Genomic DNA, 19,024 nt, shown 5'->3' with positions numbered 1-19,024 from the left:
CTGAGTACTATCGGTGCTGTTGTTGGGGAATCCCACATAAAAAACCTCTGCTATGGCAGAGGTTTTTTTATGTGGCTTAACAATCAGCGTCAAACTATTCTCGGTTAATTAAATGCCGCTGATAGCTTCTTTACACAATTGAGTAATGCGCTCCCAGTCGCCCTGCTCCATCGCATCTGTTGGTGCAATCCAGCTGCCACCGATACAATCCACATTATCCAATGCCAAATAATCTTTATAGCTACTGGGAGTAATACCACCCGTAGGGCAAAAACGAATATTACTTAATGGGCCAGAAAAAGCTTTCAACGCATTAACCCCACCAGAAGCTTCTGCCGGAAAAAACTTAAAATTGGTGTATCCCAGCGCCATTCCTTCCATCACTTCAGAGATACTGGCAACACCTGGGATCAAGGGCACAGTCCCTTCCATCGCCGCTTTAAGCAACTCAGTGGTGGCTCCTGGAGTGATAACAAACTGAGCCCCTGCATCTACAGCCTGCTTTAACTGCTCTTTATTTAAAATAGTGCCTGCACCAACCAGTGCTTCAGGGACTTCTTGGGCTATTTTAGTGATCGCTTCTAATGCACAAGGGGTGCGCAGTGTCACTTCTAATACGCTGATCCCCCCCGCCACCAGCGCCCGCGCTAAGGGCACAGCATCTTCAATTTTATTAATCACCATTACAGGGACGATTGGGCTACGTTTAAAAATATCTTGCGGTTGTATTGACCAGTTATTCTCAGCCATTGCTTTAGTCTTCCTAAGTGATTAATAATTTTCGTCGATCGTCGTGGTGCAACGAGCACCCGTCTCAGGACTACTTAAGTTAGATCGCAGTGCCGAGAACAGTTCTCGCCCCATACCGTAACTACTGCTGCGTAAGTTAACTCGCTCAGCCTCACGGGTCGACAACACGGTTTCATCTACTAGCAAGGTGAGTTCACCACTATTGGCATCGACGCGAATTAAATCGCCGTTTTCGACTTTAGCGATCATGCCACCATCTAAGGCTTCTGGCGTCAAGTGAATAGCTGCGGGCACTTTACCCGATGCGCCAGACATGCGCCCATCGGTTAGCAAAGCAACCTTAAAGCCTTTATCTTGCAATGTGCCTAAAATGGGCGTCAGCTTATGTAACTCAGGCATGCCTATCGCCTTAGGACCTTGGCCCTTAACGACGACAACGCAATCTTTGTCCAGCTCACCGGCTTTAAATAAGGCTTCTAACTTATTTTGATCGTCTATGACGATAGCTGGGGCTTCTACCACACGATGTGAGGGCGATACCGCCGAGACTTTTATCACCGCACGACCTAGATTGCCCTTAAGCAGTTTTAAGCCGCCATTGGCTTGGAAAGGCTGTGCCACTTTCGTCAGCACCTCAGGATCTAACGACTCACTTGGTCCCTCGACCCAAACCAGTTCATTATCAATCAGTTTAGGCTCTTGGGTGTAACGACGCAGACCAAAACCGGCTACCGTATTAACCTCTTCGTGCAGTAAACCTGCATCGAGTAGCTCTTTGATCAAGAACGCCATACCGCCTGCGGCGTGGAAATGGTTAATATCAGCATGACCATTAGGATAGACACGTGCTAATAACGGTACGGCATCGGACAGCTCAGAAAAATCATCCCAATTAACAATAATACCGGCCGCGCGGGCAGCGGCCACAATATGCATGGTTAAATTGGTTGAGCCACCTGTAGCAAGTAAGGCAACAATACCGTTAACTACCGATTTTTCGTTCACCACTTCACCGATAGGCGTGTACTGTGTGCCCATCTCAGTGAGACGACAAACCTGCTTAGCCGCCATCTTGTTTAAGGCTTCACGCAGTGGATCGTCTGGATTAACAAACGAAGACCCCGGTAATTGCAGCCCCATCACCTCAAGCATCAACTGATTACTGTTAGCCGTACCGTAAAAGGTACAAGTGCCGGCGCTGTGATAAGACTTTGACTCGGCTTCGAGTAGCGCCGCTCTGTCGACTTGACCTTGGGCAAACTGCTGACGAATACGCGCTTTCTCTTTATTTGGGATCCCCGACTTCATCGGCCCGGCTGGCACAAACAGCATTGGCAAGTGACCAAAACTCAAGGCGCCGATGAGCAACCCTGGTACGATTTTGTCACAAATACCCAGCAATAATGCCCCATCAAACATGTTATGTGACAAACCCACGGCAGTGGCCATCGCGATCACTTCACGGCTCAGTAAACTTAGCTCCATACCTGGTTGACCTTGGGTAACCCCGTCACACATGGCTGGTACGCCACCTGCAACTTGCGCAACGCTGCCCACTTCTTGGCAGGCCGCTTTTAGCAACTGAGGATAATGCTCATAAGGCTGATGCGCCGACAGCATGTCATTAAAGGCCGTGACAATGCCGATGTTTGCTTTGGTCAATGCCTTAATGGCACTCTTATCGGTGGGGCTACAGGCTGCAAAACCGTGGGCTAAATTGCCACAACTTAAACTGCTGCGATGCACCCCATTAATTTTAGCCTCATTAAGGGCGGCTAAATACTGAGCACGAGAATGCTGGCTTCGAGCGATAATTCTATCGGTAACTGACTGGACTACTGCATGCATAATAACTCCTTAGGCGCTCCAATAGACATCGACTGGCGTGCTATGCTGGCCTAATACGGCGCGGATAGGCATCGCTTTTTCGTCTTCATTTTCGAGCGCTTGACGGTAAACTGCTAACTTTTGTTCACCGACAATATGTAAATAAATTTGACGGCTAGCTAACACCGCTTTTTTAGACAAGGTCATGCGTCCATGAGGCGCAGCACCAGGATTGACCGCTAAACAGAGGGCTTGAGTGGTTAATGCCAGCTCGATTTCAGCGGCGCAAGGAAACCATGAACAAGTATGACCATCATTACCCATGCCCAATACCACGACATCAAACGGCTTGGGGAAATTAGCCAGATGTTCAATCGTCATATCAACGCCGGCTTCTGGGGTCGCGAACATATTTTTTAGTCCACGAAATTTAGCCGCTGCTGCGCGGTGCTGTAACAGATGCAGCCTAACTAGCTGTTCATTAGAGTCATCTGATTCAGTATCGACCCAACGCTCATCGGCCAAGGTGATGTAAACATCACCCCATTCAATAGCCTTATGGCTCAATAACTCAAATAATGCTATGGGTGTCGAACCACCAGAAACCACGAGGCTTGCCTTACCACGGGCATCAATAGCCGCTTGTAATTGATTGGCTATACGTTCGGCAAGCTGATGTTCCAGCGCGGCTTTATTATCAAACGACTTAAACACTGATTCTTTAATCATGACAACTCCTTGCTATTCGTCCCACGAACGACCGTCTTTGGCGATTAACGCCACTGACGCTACAGGGCCCCAACTTCCTGCTGGATAGGGCTTAGGTCTTTCATTACTCTCTTCCCACGCTTGAATAATGCCATCAACCCACTTCCACGCTTGTTCCACTTCATCGCGGCGCACAAATAGCGCCTGATTACCCAGCATAGCCTCGAGTAATAAACGTTCATAGGCATCGGCAATGCGATCGTTTTTAAAGGTATCTGAAAAGCTTAAATCCAGCTTGGTGGTTTGCAATCGCTGTTTCTGCTCAAGACCAGGCACTTTATTCATCATCTGAATTTCGACCCCTTCATGGGGCTGTAAGCGAATAGTTAATTTATTGGCTGGTAGATTACGATAGCTGGAACGATAGAGGTTATGAGGTGGATTCTTGAAATAAACAACAATCTCAGAACTCTTAGTGGGCATACGCTTACCACTGCGCAGATAAAATGGTACGCCAGCCCAACGCCAATTATCGATATCGACTCTGAGCGCCACAAAGGTTTCAGCTTTAGACTGCGTATTAGCGCCCTCTTCTTCTAAATACCCTGGCACGGGTGTACCTTTTAAAAATCCGGCCGAATATTGACCGCGGACGGTATTTTCATAAATGTTGTCGGCATCTATTTTTCTTAACGACTTAAGCACCTTCACTTTTTCATCACGGATACTGTCGGCATCTAAGTTTACAGGAGGGTCCATCGCCACCAAGGTCAATACCTGTAACAAATGGTTTTGGATCATATCGCGCATTTGGCCAGCTTTATCGAAATAGCCCCAACGACCTTCAATCCCCACCTCTTCCGCAACCGTGATTTGCACATGATCTATGGTGCGATTATCCCATTTAGAAGCAAATAACGAGTTAGCAAATCGCAGGGCGATCAGGTTTTGTACAGTCTCTTTACCTAGGTAATGGTCGATGCGATACACTTGATTTTCATTGAAATAAGCACTGACCTGATCGTTGATCACCTTGGATGATTCGAGATCCGAACCAATCGGCTTTTCCAGAACTACTCGGGTATCTGGAAAAATCAGGTTTTGTTGGTGCAGGCAACGACAGATGTCGCCAAAAATAGCAGGAGGAGTGGCAAAATAATTAACCATGACGCGCTTTTCTGGCTCTAATACATCATGAAAAGCCGCGTAACCTTCTGGCTCAGTAAAATTGGTAGCGATGTAAATGCAGCGTTTAAGGAAGCGCGCCAAGGTTTGTTCGCACAATGCTTCTTTAACAAAACTCGTTAACGCAGTGTGCACTAAGTCTTGGTATTCATCTTGGGTAAACTCATCTTTGGCCACCCCAAGTATTTTTGTCTCTTTATTAAGTAGACCGGCCTTATCGAGCTGGTATAAAGAGGGCAATAACTTACGCCGTGCTAAATCGCCTTTGGTTCCAAACAATACAAAATCACAAGCTTTGGCTTCTGCTGATGTCATGCCCATAGCTTAAAAGTCTCCTATACCACAATGGCCCATCGCATCGATGAGTAATTCACATATTTGTTGTAATATAACAACAGAATTCGTTAAATGCATCTAAATTTTACAAAAAATGACCTATCAGTAAACTAGTAACAAGACGACAAAATCTGATATGCTTTTCTCGATTAACTGTCTCTATATAGTAGCAAGTTTGCTGTGTAGTCAGATTATAGTTCGATATATAAAGCCAGACTTTAGCACTTTTTGTTTGTTTCTATGAATGACATAAAAGAATAAATATAATTACATTACTATCGAGTGGATGTACGCATATGAATACCCTAGAAAAGGTTCAGAAAAGCCTAACTCATTTCAGTAAATCGGAACGTAAAGTCGCTGAGGTCATTTTAGCCTCACCACAAACCGCTATCCACTCCAGCATTGCGACATTGGCAAAAATGGCCGACGTGAGTGAGCCAACGGTTAACCGATTCTGTAGACGCTTAGACACCAAGGGATTTCCAGATTTTAAACTGCACCTAGCTCAAAGTTTAGCTAATGGTACACCTTATGTTAGCCGCCACGTAGAAGAGGACGATAGCCCAGACTCTTACACCACCAAGATTTTTGAATCATCAATGGCAGCGCTCGATACGGCGAGGCAGAGTATGGATACCGCCGCCATCAATAAAGCCGTGGATATTCTCACTCAGGCAAAGAAGATCTCATTTTTTGGTCTAGGGGCATCTGCTTCTGTAGCTCATGATGCACAAAATAAGTTCTTTCGTTTCAATGTGCCCGTAATCAGTTTTGATGATGTGTTAATGCAACGCATGAGCTGTATTAATAGTACCGAAGGTGACGTGGTTGTGCTTATTTCACACACCGGACGCACTAAATCCTTAATCGACATTGCCCGTTTAGCGCGTGAAAATGGTGCGGCAGTGATTGCGATCACCTCGCGTAACTCCCCCCTCTCAAGCGAATGTACCTTACCGGTGACAATGGAAGTACCAGAAGACACAGACATGTACTTGCCCATGGCCTCTCGCTTAGCCCAGTTAGTCATTATAGATGTGTTAGCCACAGGCTTTACCTTGCGCCGCGGCCCCCGCTTTAGAGAGAGTTTAAAACGAGTTAAAGAGGTACTTAAAGAGTCACGTATAGAGAAAGATCCTATACTCTAAGTACGCTTGAGCAGCATTAAAGGCGAGTTGGTTTATCCAAATCGCCTTTTTTTTACCTTTTTGCCGCTACGGCTCACAAAATTAATAACTTGAGGTAGATCATTTTGTTTGTAATTTTCCTACAAAACTGAAGTTTGTCTGTTAATATAGGGTAAGATTTTTTAACTTTAACGGAGTATCTCATGTTCCGCAGAACCAAAATTGTAACGACACTCGGTCCCGCAACCGATCGCGATGACAACTTACGTCGTATTATCAAAGCTGGTGCCAACGTTGTCCGCCTCAACTTCTCCCACGGCTCACCCGAAGATCACCTTAAACGCGCTACCGATGTGCGCAATATTGCCAAAGAACTGGGTGTTCATGTGGCTATATTAGGTGATTTACAGGGGCCCAAAATCCGTGTATCCACCTTTAAAGATAACAAGAAGGTACAACTTGACCTTGGCAAACCTTTTATCCTAGATGCTGATTTAGCCAAAGGTGAAGGTGACGAGCATCAAGTCGGCATTGACTATAAAGAGCTTCCAAACGATGTCACCATTGGCGATATCTTGATGCTCGACGATGGCCGAGTACAACTTAGAGTTGAAAAAGTTGACGGCAACAAGGTGCACACCACTGTGACAGTTGCTGGCCCCTTGTCTAACAATAAAGGCATCAACAAAAAAGGCGGCGGGCTTTCTGCAGCGGCGTTAACAGAAAAAGATAAACGAGATATTATTACCGCAGCAGCGATTAAGGTTGATTACCTTGCAGTATCATTCCCACGCTGCGGCGCTGACTTAAATTATGCCCGCGAATTGGCGCGTAAGGCGGGGAGCAATGCATTAATCGTCTCTAAAGTTGAACGCGCTGAAGCGGTTGCGACCGACGAAGCGATGGACGATGTGATTTTAGCATCTGATGCCGTAATGGTTGCTCGTGGTGACTTAGGGGTTGAAATTGGTGATGCGGCGCTGGTTGCCGTACAAAAGAAACTCATTAGCCGCTCTCGTCAGCTCAATAAGAGCGTGATCACCGCGACTCAGATGATGGAGTCGATGATAACCAGCCCAATGCCTACTCGCGCCGAAGTAATGGATGTGGCTAACGCCGTGCTTGACGGCACTGATGCCGTGATGCTTTCAGCCGAAACGGCGGCAGGTGACTTCCCTGAAGAAACGGTATTGGCCATGGCCAATGTTTGTCTTGGCGCTGAAGCTCACCCAAGCGTACAAGTATCGAAACATCGTTTAGATGAGCGCTTTACGTCAGTAGAAGAGACCATCGCGCTGTCAACAATGTATGCGGCCAATCATCTAGAGGGCGTTAAAGCTATTGTCGCTTTAACTGAATCGGGAGCTACACCACAACTGATGTCACGCATTAGTTCTGCACTGCCTATTTTTGCCTTATCACGTCACGATGTGACACTGGCCAAAATGGCATTGTATCGCGGGGTACAACCTTTTTACTTTGACTCTACCGCGCATGCTGCCGATGAACTGGCCAAGAAAGCGTTAGAGGCACTACAAGCAGCGGGTTACCTCAACAGTGGCGATATGGTATTGATGACCAAAGGTGATGCGATGGAAACCATTGGTGGCACCAATACCTGTAAAGTACTTATCGTGGCGTAATGATGACACTCTTATCGAGATAGAGTCATCAAGCTAAAACAACTAGATATAAAAAAGGTACGCATTGCGTACCTTTTTTTCAATCTGTTGTATGTTGCCTGCAAGTTAAATCAATCATTTCAAACTAAGCTTACAGGTTATGGCATACTTAACTCACTCACAAAGAATCCTTATAGCCTTATCCAGCCGATTCAGTGTGGATAATTGATTAATCTGATAAAGGTTTAGTTATAAACGCTCGAAATCATCCACCGCAATAGCCGCTTGGCGCAGCGTGTCGGCCTCAATCAATTGCTTAAACTCGTTATCGCTAATGATGCTAGCGTCTAGGGCCTGTTGATAAAGCAGCGCAGGCGCGAGCTTTTTGGCAAGCTTGCCCTCTTTTTGCGCGCGTTTGATTTTTTTCACCAATCCACCGCAGGCATGCAGCGCCATAAATGCCTGCTCGACTTCTGCCATACCGCCTGCATCGCCATCAAAGTTAGGACACAAGAAGGTCAGCCTGTCTCTAGCCGGTCCAGGTTTAAGCATGCCTTGGCACACATTAATCGCTAACTTATCATCAGGGCCGTTGAAATGATTCCCCAGTGGAAAAACCAGCAAGCGCATTAACCAAGCGACGGGGCGATTAGGGAAATTACGCAGCGCCCCTTGCAATGCATTGGCCGCCTTATGCAAGCGAGTTTGCATGACATAGTGCACCGCGGGTAAATCATCTTGCTGGCGACCATTGTCTTCAAACAATTTTAACGTAGCAGAGCCTAAGTAAAGCTCACTGAGTACATCGCCCAAACGTGCTGATAACATCTCTTTACGCTTTAAATCACCACCCATAATCAACATTGAAAGGTCGGTCACAAACGCCAACGCAGCCGAGATGCGAGTCATGTGCTTATAATACTGTGCTGTACTGCCACTGACTGGCGCGGTATTAAAACGGCTACCGCTAAGCGCACTAAACAACGAACTAAAGGCATTACGACAGGCATAACCCATATGGCCTAACAGTAAGTTATCAAAACGTGCTAAGGCCGCACTGTCATCGTCCATTGCCGCCGCTTCCATTTCGGCTAACACATAAGGGTGACAACGGGTCGCGCCTTGGCCAAAGATCATTAAACTGCGGGTGAGAATATTAGCCCCTTCAACCGTGATCGAAATCGGGTTTGCTATATAACCATGACCTAAATAGTTTTTCGGTCCCAGCTGGATCCCCTTACCCGACTGAATGTCCATGGCGTCGTTAAACACATCACGGCCCATCTCGGTCATATGGTATTTAGCAATTGCAGTAACCACCGATGGTTTCACTTTAAGATCGATCCCCGTGGTGGTTAATCGGCGCGCCGCCTCTAGCTGATAAGTATTGGCAATGATCCGCGCCATCGCCTCTTGAACGCCTTCAAATTGCCCAATAGCTAAACCAAACTGATGCCTAACGTAGCTATAGGCTGTTGTGGTTTTAGTGGCTAGGTGTCCCGATGCTGTCGCCAATGCAGGCAGTGAGATCCCTCGGCCTGCCGATAGGCATTCCACCAGCATGCGCCAACCGCGCCCAGCGTATTGAGGGCCACCGATAATCCAATCGAGCGGAATAAACACCTCTTTGCCCTGAGTGGTACCGTTCATAAAGGCCATATTCAGAGGATTATGGCGACGACCGATTTCAACACCTGGATGATCGGTCGGAATAAGCGCACAGGTGATCCCAAAATCAGGGTTATCGCCTAGTAGCCCATCGGGATCACGCATTTGAAACGCGAGCCCCAAAACTGTCGCGACTGGCGCTAAGGTAATATAACGTTTATCCCACGTGAGACTTAGCCCCAATACTTCTTCACCATCAATGATTTTACGACAAACGATCCCTTCATCAGGAATGGCACCCGCATCAGAGCCGGCCTCGGGGCCAGTCAGGGCAAAACAAGGCACCGCTTCACCACTGGCTAACAAAGGTAACCAATGTTCACGCTGCTCTTTGGTACCATAATGGGTCAGTAATTCACCAGGGCCTAATGAGTTAGGCACCATAACGGTCACGGCGGCGCTCACACTGCGACTGGCCAATTTACTCACAATAGTTGAATTAGCGTAAGCGGAAAATGCTTTACCACCATATTCTTTAGGAATAATAAGCGCGAAAAATCCTTCATCTTTAAAGTATTGCCACAATTCTGGCGGAAGATCCTTACGATTTTGTACTATGTCAAAATCGTCGATCATCGTCAGCGCCGTCATCACTTGATTATCAATAAACGACTTCTCTTCTTCACTAAGGGCTGGCTTACCGTAACTGTGTAAGGTGTCCCAATTGGGCTTACCGCGAAATAGCTCCCCCTCCCACCATACATCACCGGCTTCCATCGCTTCCTTTTCAGTATCAGACAGCGGCGGTAGCACCTTTTTGAAAAAGGCAAACACTGGCCGCGTGATAAACTGCATGCGAATACTTTTAACACCAAACAGCACTATGATGAGCAATAGTGCCAAAATAAAAAGAGTCATAACGCTCCCTATTGGGTACTTACTGGCACTGCCACGCCGGCAGCGAGATATGGAATAACTTTGCGAATAACGGCCTCTATATCATAGTGCTCGTTAAAATCGGCCTGAGCAATTTCAGTTAGTGCATCGGCGGATGCCATAGTGAAGACTACGGTACCTAAGGTAAAGTGTAATCGCCAAAACATCTCTGCGGGGGGAATATGTGGTGCACTTTCTGCTACCGCCTCCACAAACTTGTTAAGGTGCTCACCGTAATGAGTCGTGATAAACCAGCGTAGATGCCCCTGACTTTCGATATAACCCCGGCCAAGTAATTGTAAAAAAGTGCTGGTGCCATCCGCTTTAAACTTGTTCAATTCAAGTAACGGTTTAACTAAAGAGGAAAAGATATCATTTAACGATGGTGATCCGCTGGCCTTAATGAGCACCAATTCATCAGAGGCTTCAGGCATAAAACGGTCTAAGTAGCGTGCTAGCACCGCCCTGATCAGCTCTTTTTTTGAACCAAAATGATAATTAACCGAGGCAAGATTAACCTCGGCTTTACTGGTGATCAATCTTAATGAGGTTTCTGAAAAACCACGCTCAGCAAATAGCTTTTCGGCGGCATCCAGTATTCTTGTTTTAGTGTCGGATCGACTTGCCATCCCGTGACCTTAACTCTGATTTAAACATGCGTTTAAATTAAACACTAGTATACTTTTTGTCAAATGAAATTCCATTGCGCTATCACACTTAACGCATCAAGCCGTTAAATAGCCTAACGATAAGTGGATCAAGTATTAGCAAAGCAACAAGTCAAATTAAACACAAAATGCCACCCAAGTAATTAACGAAGATGCGCCCCTTTTCTGGTCAACTCTCGCGTGTTGACTCTAGCCTTATCCGACTTGGACAGCATCACCATTAATGCCCCCGTTCCGCCCCACTCTCTTGGCGCGCTATGATAGCCAATCACACCGTCAATCGAAGGTAACCAATGAACTAAGCAAGATTTAATTAACGCGGGAAACGGTTTGTTATTAACGCCAGTACCATGGATCACGATGACATTGCGATAATCACAGTCCACACTACGTTGAATAAAATCGAACAGCAAGGCTTTGGCACGCTTAACATTATGAGCTTTAAGATCAATATCAGCTTGCATGCCATAGTGACCTTGATGGAATAATTTAAACACTTGTTGCTGTACTCCTTCGCTTTTCATGCTGATCACAGCATCGGGCGCAACAGGCTCAATCACGCTCAAGTCATCACTTAAACGAGAAAGTGCTTCTCTGCGTTTAGTTTCGAAGTATTTATGTTGCTGTGAATGCGATAAGGCAATCTGTGAGCTGACTGCTGTTTTATCGACATTAAGAGGAACCACATCCGCCATTGAGGCAAGAAACATCGCGCGCTCTTCTTCAGTCATGGTGTTGTTTCCTCTTATATTAATGGCGATAAAATAACTATCGCTACAGCATTAAAACATATCGATTAGCGGCACTATTTTGACTGTAGCAAGAAAAAATATCCACCAAGCATACAGATTATTTATGCCGCAACACTCATGGACAAGCAACCTTGACCCCATCGATGAACATTATGTGAAGCAACTTTAGCCAAGGACTGCGTGACACACTTTGTTAATATCTAACTCTTTCCCAGCAAAAGGCCTTAGATTATAGTGACGCTAGTATTAGTAAAAATGAATATCTTAATGAAATTTTTGACATCCTTAGTCCTTATCTGCAGCACGCTATGTTGCACTACAGCCATTGCACAACATACCGATAATGAGGCCTTAAACCTGTTTTATAGCCAATTTAGCAGTGCATTTACCCAGCTCGACGCCACTGTCATTGCAGATCTGTATGCTGAAGATGCCTGTTATATCCCTGAGCAACAAAGCAAGGCAATCACCATGGGGCGGGAAAATATCATTAACCTATATCAAAAATTTTTCGGCAAGATCAAACATAAAAATGCCCAAATTGAGGTCGATTTTCGCGTTATCGATAGGCAAATATCATCTCAAAGTGCCACAGACATTGGTTATTATCTTATCCGCTTTTATCCGCCAAAAGAGAGCGAGGAACCCATGAGTGAATTTGCAGGCAAATTTGTCACTGTTTCAAAAAAATTAGCCGATGGACGTTGGTACTTAACGGTGGACACTAATAACCGCGGGGAACCAGCATTCTATTACGATGCCAAACCACAGCCAAACCTGTATTATGGCAGCCAATTTTCCACAGCCAGTAATAAATCGACCCATGAAAAGTAATTCATCTGAAGGTGAACAAGCATTCAACCACGACAACACCTCTCCGCTTTGTCCGTGCGGTCAGCATGCAAAAGGACAGCGCTTAGCCTACCAAACGTGCTGCCAAACTTACCATCAAGGCGCATTAGCACTGACTCCAGAAACCTTGATGCGCAGCCGCTACAGTGCCTTTGTCATGCGCCTACATGACTACCTGATCGCTACTCATCATCCCGATACCTTAAATGGCTTAACCCAATCGATATTAAATAGCGATAATCAGACCCTATGGTTGGGTTTAAGTATTCAGCGTAGCGCAACCACTGGCGATAACGGCCTGGTTGAATTTCATGCCTGGTATCAAGAAGACAATCACCTAGATGCCATACACGAAGTATCGCAGTTCATTAGGCAGCAAGGCGTATGGTGGTATACCAGTGGTGAGCAGCTTAATCCGCAGCTCCCCAAGCGTAACGACACTTGTATCTGTTATAGCGGGCGTAAATTTAAACAGTGCTGCTTAAATCTAGCGAATTGATAATCCAAACTATGCTTGTGTTCGTGCAAGAGGCGCCTTAGCTTGGAGAGCTCGACAATCAGCCACACAATGACTTTTTATAAGCGACAAAATTTACTACTAACTCCTCGTTAAGCCCGAGCGGTCAATGCGCCTTAATAGTGTCAATGCCATTTAACACACCAATACTGGCTCGTAAAAATTGACTAAACTCGGCTTCTCGTAACGCTGGGCTGTATAAAAACCCTTGGGCCTGATGACAACACAGTTCAGATAAGAAGTCTTCTTGCTCCAGGGTTTCCACCCCTTCAGCAGTCAATGAAATATTAAGCGCATAGGCCATCGCGACTATTGCACTGACAATTTCACGGCTTTCATGACTGACACCAATGTCAGAAATGAAAGAGCGGTCAATTTTTAATTTTGAAATGGGGAACTGTTTTAGGTAACGCATCGAGCTATAACCGGTACCAAAATCATCGATGGCTAATCCAACACCCAGCTCAGCCAACTCTTTGCACAGATGAGTAACGTAGACAATATCTTCCATTAGTTCAGTTTCGGTGATCTCTAAAATCAGCGTATTTGGCTTAATGCGATAACGGGTCACCAGTTGCCAAATTTGATCATAAAGGTTTGAGTTAAAAAACTGCTGGGCGGCGACATTAACATGCATCGAAATATTAATGTTGTCTCGCTGCCATAAATTCAATTGACGGCAAGCGGCCTCTAACACCCACTCACCAATAAGATTGATCATGCCAGACTTTTCGGCCACATCGATAAATGCACCTGGGTATAACACGCCTCGCTTGGGATGATTCCAGCGGATCAAAGCTTCAGCACCAATATAACGATTGCGTTTTAAATCTTTAAGGGGTTGATAATACAATTCAAACTCTCGCCCTTTGAGCGCCAATTGCAGATCGCGCTCTATTATCGCGGTCTCTTTAAACGCACTCAGTAAAGCATGATTAAACACTTGAATGGCATCGCCTTGCTTATTTTTAGCATACTGCAACGCAATGTCAGCACAGGTTAACGGGGCAAACATTTGCTCTAATGTTTCGATACAAACCACAGATAAGGCCGGTTTAACATCAAACAACTCATGCTTAATCAATACAGGCACACACAGATGCTGATATAACCGATTAATGAGTAGATCCATTCGGTATTGATTGTCGAGCGTATCAATCACTAAGGCAAACTCATCACTGCCAACGCGTGCTAGCAGATCTGTTTTGCTAACACTGGCAAAGTGCTTTAACCGCCGGGCAATTTCTATCAGCAACAGGTCCCCTTTCGCATGCCCATAGGTATCGTTAAAACGTTTAAAGCCTTTAAGATCGAGCAAAATAAGATGGCCTTGAACGACACTCTCTAATTGTTGGCTAAAGTGACGTCGGTTATATAAACCTGTGAGTGGGCAGCGCCATGCTAAACGTTCGAGTTCTGTTTGATGCTGATGTGCTTCAGAACAATCTTCTGCAGTCACCAATGCATAATCATTACCCCTTTGGGTGGTAAATGGCTTAACCGAATACCGCATCCAATAACGAGTACCATCTAAGCGGGTAATTTGCACTTCACCTTTGGCGGTTTCGCCTCGTTTAACCTCAGCAAGCGCCATTCTGGCCTCACAAGGTGACTGTTTAAAAAAGTCGAGGCGGTTAACATCTGCTCCAATCACCTTTTTCTTGGGGATCCCTGACATCGCATAGTGCGCACCGTTAACATACTCAATGATGTCGGTTTGTAGATTAACCACCATACTGACCTGCTCTGAGTGTTCAATCGCCTTGAGAAACAAGCTTAAGCGTTCATCGGTTTCATAAGCGCGGGCCGTCGCTAAGGTGAGTGCCAATTGGTCAGCGACTTGGGCGGCAATATGCAGTTCACTTTCAGTCCAGGTATATGATTTCGTCTGCTCTAAAAACAGTACGCCTTCGAGGTGACCATTAATCCGAATAGCCACATCTAAGGTACTGGCAATGCCTTTGGGTTGCAGATACCCGTCGTGAAGCTCTTGCACCCTCTCATCATTATGCACAGCAATGGCATCAATAATTCGATGTTGCTTAAGCTCTGATAAATAATGGCGACATAACGAGGGAGCGGGACGTGGGAGAGCAATAACGGATAAGTTATCGTAATGGGCGACAAGACACGTTGAATCACGTTCGAGCGAAAACAGGCAAACACCAACATAATCAATAGCTAAGTGCTCGCTTAACTGTTGTGCAGCTAGCAAGGCAGTTTCGTTAAACAGTCCTTGCTCTTTCTCTAACGAATTGACAATGGACTCGAGCAGATATTGGTATTTACGTTTTATCATAGCATCCTAAAACCAACAGGCCTGATAAGCCTGCTGAGGCTTTGTGATATAAATAAGCTTTAATTGGGCAAGCAAATAAAGTGTAATAATATTAAAACCTAACCAACACTTAAACCTATATCTGCAGTAGACAAATTTATAAGTTGTTGTGTAATTGATAAATCATTTTTTCGGCGCTAAACGCGAAAGTCAATGACAGGGTTTTCCCTGTCTCATCGTCTATCACTTCCACTGCTACATTATCGAAACGCGCTGTGGCTGCATTCACCAAGCGTTCAATTTGCGCCTGGGCGTCATCACCTGTAATCGCTATGGTTAATACCCTATCATGCTCATCTATCACAGCACCGATATCGGCATAGCTGCCGCAGTCATTACAAGTATCATTAACCAGATCTGATTGTCTTTCTTGAATGTTTTTCATATTCACAACGCTAATAAGTAAACTAAGACCATCATTATAGTAATATCTGGCGTTAGATACGAGACACGGGTCAAATCTCAACTTAAATTTGAAAAACAGACCCAGTCTAATAGGGCTTATACCATGATGTCAGCCATCGTACGTTGCGCCACCACCTGATCGGCAAAATGTACAATATCATCCATGCCAATTTGGTTATTAAGTTGACCACGATAGCGCGACTGAGTCACACGGTCGCAATTATTTAACACCGCATTCATCGCTATACTTTCGTGCCCGCGGATCACCAGAGCTTCAGGCGTTAGGCTTTGCTGCAGATGAAAAGCACTCATTCCCTGTTGGTGAAATACCGCACTATTATCGATTACAGCTTGCTCTGTAATATTAACTAACAAGGGTTGTGATCGCGGTAACTCAAACCGCTGACGTAAGCGGCTATCGGTGTCTTCCAATGAGTGCGGCAGATGAAACTGAGCCATATCACGCGCATCATCTGAAAGCATGGCAAGTAATAAGGCAAACTCCCCACGCCTATCATCTGAAACAGCATGATTAAGCCGGGTGCCTAAATTGACCTCATTGATTAATAACCGATTGGTTTGCATAAAAAAACATCACTAAAACAAGTCGTTGGTATTTTATCGACCGCTTAAACACTAACTTTAGTAATTATTTTAATTAGGGGGTTTACAGAGGATGAGTTTGTGACTACTATTGCCGCCGCAATTGAGGAGGGGTTCCCGAGTGGCCAAAGGGATCAGACTGTAAATCTGACGGCTCAGCCTTCGAAGGTTCGAATCCTTCTCCCTCCACCATTTGCGTACAATATGATATAAAGAGATATTCGTGGAGGGGTTCCCGAGTGGCCAAAGGGATCAGACTGTAAATCTGACGGCTCAGCCTTCGAAGGTTCGAATCCTTCTCCCTCCACCATCTTTATCTCTGATGCTTAAATTAGTTGTAGTTGGCTTTACAACGTATACTAAGTTCATTGTATTATGTTGTGGTAACAGAAAGGTAATATGTGGAGGGGTTCCCGAGTGGCCAAAGGGATCAGACTGTAAATCTGACGGCTCAGCCTTCGAAGGTTCGAATCCTTCTCCCTCCACCACTTTTTCTGTTTATCTATTGTGATAATGTTTATGTTTGCCCATCCTGTTTTAAGCGATATACAATCTCATCCAATTTAAAATCAGCTTTATTTACTCCTCACGATTATTAAACTCCAATCTAATTTTAACATTGATGTTAAGAACATCAGTAATTGGATAGTCCAGCTATCTTAGGCCGCTCAGGTATTATCCCACTCAACAGCAATTGAGCAGTTACTAAGCACCTTCTTAAAACCTGACTGATAAAAACTATACACATTAATTATCACTAGCCATTAAAGCGCTAAGATGGTGATACCCTCGAATAATATCGGCCTGTGATTTATAACTGTCAGTTTTTCACTACGCTTAAGTTACGATATAAATCGAAATGGATAATCTTGTCTCTGTATCGGCTCACGAAACATCGTTATAATTTATAACCAAAAGCTATATAAGAATGGCATGCAATCCCTCTTCTAGAGAGGTCAATCATATTGGAGAACGAATGGAACGCTCGTGGGTTAACCAAGCAATCGCAAAAATTGAAGCCGATTATCAGCGTAGTGCAGACACGCATCTCATTCATTTAGATATTCCCTCGCTTCAAGGGGTCGATATCTATTTAAAAGATGAAAGTACTCATCCCACAGGCAGCCTTAAACATCGCCTGGCGCGTTCGCTCTTTCTCTATGCTTTATGTAATGGCTGGATCAAGCAAAATACGCCCATCATAGAGTCGTCATCAGGCAGTACTGCGGTTTCTGAAGCCTATTTTGCACGATTACTCGGCTTACCCTTTATTGCCGTCATGCCTAAGAGTACCGCCAAAAGAAAGATCCAACAGATCACAGCCTATGGCGGCCAATGTCATTTTGTCGAACACTCCAGCGAGATCTACGCCGAATCTCAACATTTGGCCGATGAGTTATCGGGCCATTATATGGATCAATTTACCTATGCAGAACGGGCTACCGATTGGCGTGGCAATAATAATATCGCCAATTCCATATTTGAGCAGATGAAATGTGAGCCCCACCCGGTTCCTCGTTGGATTGTCATGAGCCCAGGCACGGGTGGCACCTCGGCGACGATCGGCCGCTATATTCGTTACCAAAGAGAACAAACACAACTGTGTGTGGTCGACCCGGAACACTCCGTATTTTATGATTATTTTATCAGTGGCGACGCCAGTGTCACCTGCACACAGGGCAGCAAAATTGAAGGTATAGGTCGCCCACGCGCAGAGCCGTCATTTATTCCTGGCGTGGTGGATAAGATGGTTAAAGTTGCAGACGCCGCCTCTATCGCTACGATTTATTGGCTAGAACAGCTCATTGGCAGAAAAGCCGGGCCCTCGACGGGTACCAATCTGTTTGGCGCACTGCAACTGGCTTGTGATATGCATAGTCAAGGCCAGCAGGGCTCTATCGTCACCTTGTTGTGTGATTCAGGCGAGCGGTACTTAGATACCTATTACGATAGGCTGTGGGTGAGTGAGAACATAGGTGATATCACTCACTACCAGACCCTACTGGAACAATTTAATCAAACCGGTAAGCTTGATTAGTCGATATTGAGATACTTATGAGTCTGTATCGATAAACGCCAATTACGCGCGATACAGACTTGCATGGCTAACTGCGTTGCCCTTGGCTTTTGACTTATCGGCTGTAAGCAGATGGTTTTGCCCAAGGTATCGATATTCGTCAATAGCTCATCGAGTTCATCAATATGGCTCTGTTTGGCGACCGGATGCTTTATCTCATCGGCGCGTTGTAATGCCTGCTCCAGCACCTTATAACCGCCCTTCATATTGACTTTCGGCGACACGGTAACCCAGCTACGTGGATCGCACTGCACGTCAAAGGTACCACTGGTTTCAATCTGGCATTGATACCCTTGCTCCGATAACGCTTGTGTCAATGGACGTAAATCGTAAATACAAGGCTCACCGCCCGTGATCACCACATGTTTAGCAGTAAAACCTTTGCGTTGCCATTGCACCAAAAGTTGCGCTGCATCTAGCTCTGCCCAGCGGCCAATTTCACCATCGACTTGGATGACTAGCTCAGGGGCGACGCGGTTTTCAGCCAGTGTCTCCCATGTGTGTTTGGTATCACACCAGGCGCAGCCTACTGGGCAGCCTTGTAAGCGAACAAAAATCGCGGGAACGCCGGTATAAACACCTTCCCCCTGAATAGTTTCAAATACTTCGTTGACCGGGTACTTCATGGTTAACCTCATCGCTATGGGGCCGCTTTTATAGAAGATTTAGCGCCCACTGGCAAGTATAACGCGATTATTTATCTCGCAAGT

At 45.5% G+C, this 19,024-nt stretch carries 16 protein-coding genes and 3 tRNA genes; 8 read left to right on the top strand and 11 right to left on the bottom strand.

The genetic code is table 11. The features are described 5' to 3' along the window. Positions 1-108: 108 nt before the first annotated feature. From AC5YB1_RS09965 to zwf, 4 genes are read right to left on the bottom strand one after another with little or no spacing between them, the layout of a single operon-like run. Positions 109-750: a bifunctional 4-hydroxy-2-oxoglutarate aldolase/2-dehydro-3-deoxy-phosphogluconate aldolase gene (locus AC5YB1_RS09965; protein ID WP_494519032.1), complete on the bottom strand. Its 642-nt coding sequence runs from the start codon at positions 748-750 to the stop codon at positions 109-111. Between the two features lie 21 nt (positions 751-771). Next, entirely contained in the window at positions 772-2,598 is a 1,827-nt protein-coding gene (gene edd / locus AC5YB1_RS09960; RefSeq protein WP_494519031.1) for a phosphogluconate dehydratase, read from the bottom strand. A gap of 9 nt (positions 2,599-2,607) precedes the next feature. Further along, positions 2,608-3,306 carry a 6-phosphogluconolactonase gene (pgl, locus tag AC5YB1_RS09955; protein ID WP_494519030.1) on the bottom strand — a complete coding sequence of 233 codons (699 nt, stop codon included), beginning with the start codon at positions 3,304-3,306 and terminating at the stop codon, positions 2,608-2,610. A 12-nt stretch (positions 3,307-3,318) separates the two neighbouring features. Next, positions 3,319-4,791, bottom strand: a complete 1,473-nt coding sequence (gene zwf / locus AC5YB1_RS09950; RefSeq protein WP_494519029.1) for a glucose-6-phosphate dehydrogenase — start codon at positions 4,789-4,791, stop codon at positions 3,319-3,321. A gap of 311 nt (positions 4,792-5,102) precedes the next feature. Here zwf and AC5YB1_RS09945 point away from each other — a divergent pair, with 311 nt between their 5' ends. Together AC5YB1_RS09945 and pyk are read left to right on the top strand one after the other, a co-directional pair. Then, the gene (locus tag AC5YB1_RS09945; RefSeq protein WP_110457715.1) at positions 5,103-5,957 is read left to right on the top strand and encodes a MurR/RpiR family transcriptional regulator; all 855 of its coding nucleotides are present in this window, start codon (positions 5,103-5,105) and stop codon (positions 5,955-5,957) included. A 182-nt stretch (positions 5,958-6,139) separates the two neighbouring features. Beyond that, on the top strand, positions 6,140-7,579 hold the full coding sequence (pyk, locus tag AC5YB1_RS09940; RefSeq protein WP_494519028.1) for a pyruvate kinase: 1,440 nt from the start codon (positions 6,140-6,142) through the stop codon (positions 7,577-7,579). 228 nt (positions 7,580-7,807) lie between these two features. On the opposite strand, the gene AC5YB1_RS09935 is transcribed toward pyk, so the two are convergent. The 3 genes from AC5YB1_RS09935 to AC5YB1_RS09925 form a co-directional block, all read right to left on the bottom strand. Beyond that, positions 7,808-10,084 (bottom strand): acyl-CoA dehydrogenase, encoded by a 2,277-nt coding sequence (locus AC5YB1_RS09935; RefSeq protein ID WP_494519027.1) that lies wholly within the window; start codon positions 10,082-10,084, stop codon positions 7,808-7,810. A gap of 8 nt (positions 10,085-10,092) precedes the next feature. After that, entirely contained in the window at positions 10,093-10,731 is a 639-nt protein-coding gene (psrA, locus tag AC5YB1_RS09930) for a TetR family transcriptional repressor PsrA (RefSeq protein WP_494519026.1), read from the bottom strand. A gap of 182 nt (positions 10,732-10,913) precedes the next feature. Then, positions 10,914-11,501, bottom strand: coding sequence for a Smr/MutS family protein (locus AC5YB1_RS09925; protein WP_494519025.1), 588 nt, complete (start codon positions 11,499-11,501; stop codon positions 10,914-10,916). 288 nt (positions 11,502-11,789) lie between these two features. Between AC5YB1_RS09925 and AC5YB1_RS09920 the strand changes: the two genes are divergently transcribed. Beyond that, entirely contained in the window at positions 11,790-12,356 is a 567-nt protein-coding gene (locus AC5YB1_RS09920; RefSeq protein WP_494519024.1) for a YybH family protein, read from the top strand. Then, positions 12,346-12,873 carry a YchJ family protein gene (locus tag AC5YB1_RS09915; RefSeq protein ID WP_494519023.1) on the top strand — a complete coding sequence of 176 codons (528 nt, stop codon included), beginning with the start codon at positions 12,346-12,348 and terminating at the stop codon, positions 12,871-12,873. The genes AC5YB1_RS09920 and AC5YB1_RS09915 overlap by 11 nt, the downstream gene beginning before the upstream one ends. A 124-nt stretch (positions 12,874-12,997) precedes the next feature. Here the strand turns inward: AC5YB1_RS09915 and AC5YB1_RS09910 are convergent, their stop codons facing one another. The 3 genes from AC5YB1_RS09910 to AC5YB1_RS09900 all read right to left on the bottom strand — a co-directional run bounded on the left by AC5YB1_RS09910 (position 12,998) and on the right by AC5YB1_RS09900 (position 16,219). Continuing rightward, the gene (locus tag AC5YB1_RS09910) at positions 12,998-15,190 is read right to left on the bottom strand and encodes a putative bifunctional diguanylate cyclase/phosphodiesterase (protein ID WP_494519022.1); all 2,193 of its coding nucleotides are present in this window, start codon (positions 15,188-15,190) and stop codon (positions 12,998-13,000) included. A 136-nt stretch (positions 15,191-15,326) separates the two neighbouring features. Continuing rightward, positions 15,327-15,614 carry a DUF406 family protein gene (locus tag AC5YB1_RS09905; protein ID WP_475514070.1) on the bottom strand — a complete coding sequence of 96 codons (288 nt, stop codon included), beginning with the start codon at positions 15,612-15,614 and terminating at the stop codon, positions 15,327-15,329. Positions 15,615-15,730: 116 nt separating this feature from the next. Continuing rightward, the gene (locus AC5YB1_RS09900; RefSeq protein ID WP_475514071.1) at positions 15,731-16,219 is read right to left on the bottom strand and encodes a VC2046/SO_2500 family protein; all 489 of its coding nucleotides are present in this window, start codon (positions 16,217-16,219) and stop codon (positions 15,731-15,733) included. A gap of 125 nt (positions 16,220-16,344) precedes the next feature. On the opposite strand from AC5YB1_RS09900, the gene AC5YB1_RS09895 reads away from it, so the two are divergent. From AC5YB1_RS09895 to AC5YB1_RS09880, 4 genes are all read left to right on the top strand, one after another. Next, positions 16,345-16,429: transfer RNA gene (locus tag AC5YB1_RS09895), tRNA-Tyr, on the top strand. Between the two features lie 33 nt (positions 16,430-16,462). Continuing rightward, positions 16,463-16,547: transfer RNA gene (locus tag AC5YB1_RS09890), tRNA-Tyr, on the top strand. Positions 16,548-16,640: 93 nt separating this feature from the next. After that, positions 16,641-16,725 (top strand) — tRNA-Tyr (locus AC5YB1_RS09885). Between the two features lie 488 nt (positions 16,726-17,213). Then, positions 17,214-18,275, top strand: coding sequence for a PLP-dependent cysteine synthase family protein (locus AC5YB1_RS09880; RefSeq protein WP_494519021.1), 1,062 nt, complete (start codon positions 17,214-17,216; stop codon positions 18,273-18,275). On the opposite strand, the gene queE is transcribed toward AC5YB1_RS09880, so the two are convergent. Then, positions 18,272-18,940, bottom strand: coding sequence for a 7-carboxy-7-deazaguanine synthase QueE (queE, locus tag AC5YB1_RS09875; RefSeq protein ID WP_494519020.1), 669 nt, complete (start codon positions 18,938-18,940; stop codon positions 18,272-18,274). The genes AC5YB1_RS09880 and queE overlap by 4 nt on opposite strands. Positions 18,941-19,024 lie beyond the last annotated feature (84 nt).

The organism is Shewanella sp. 433 (genome assembly GCF_059338565.1).
The sequence above is the reverse complement of the archived record's forward strand: the minus strand, read 5'-3'. Positions and strand labels throughout refer to the sequence as shown.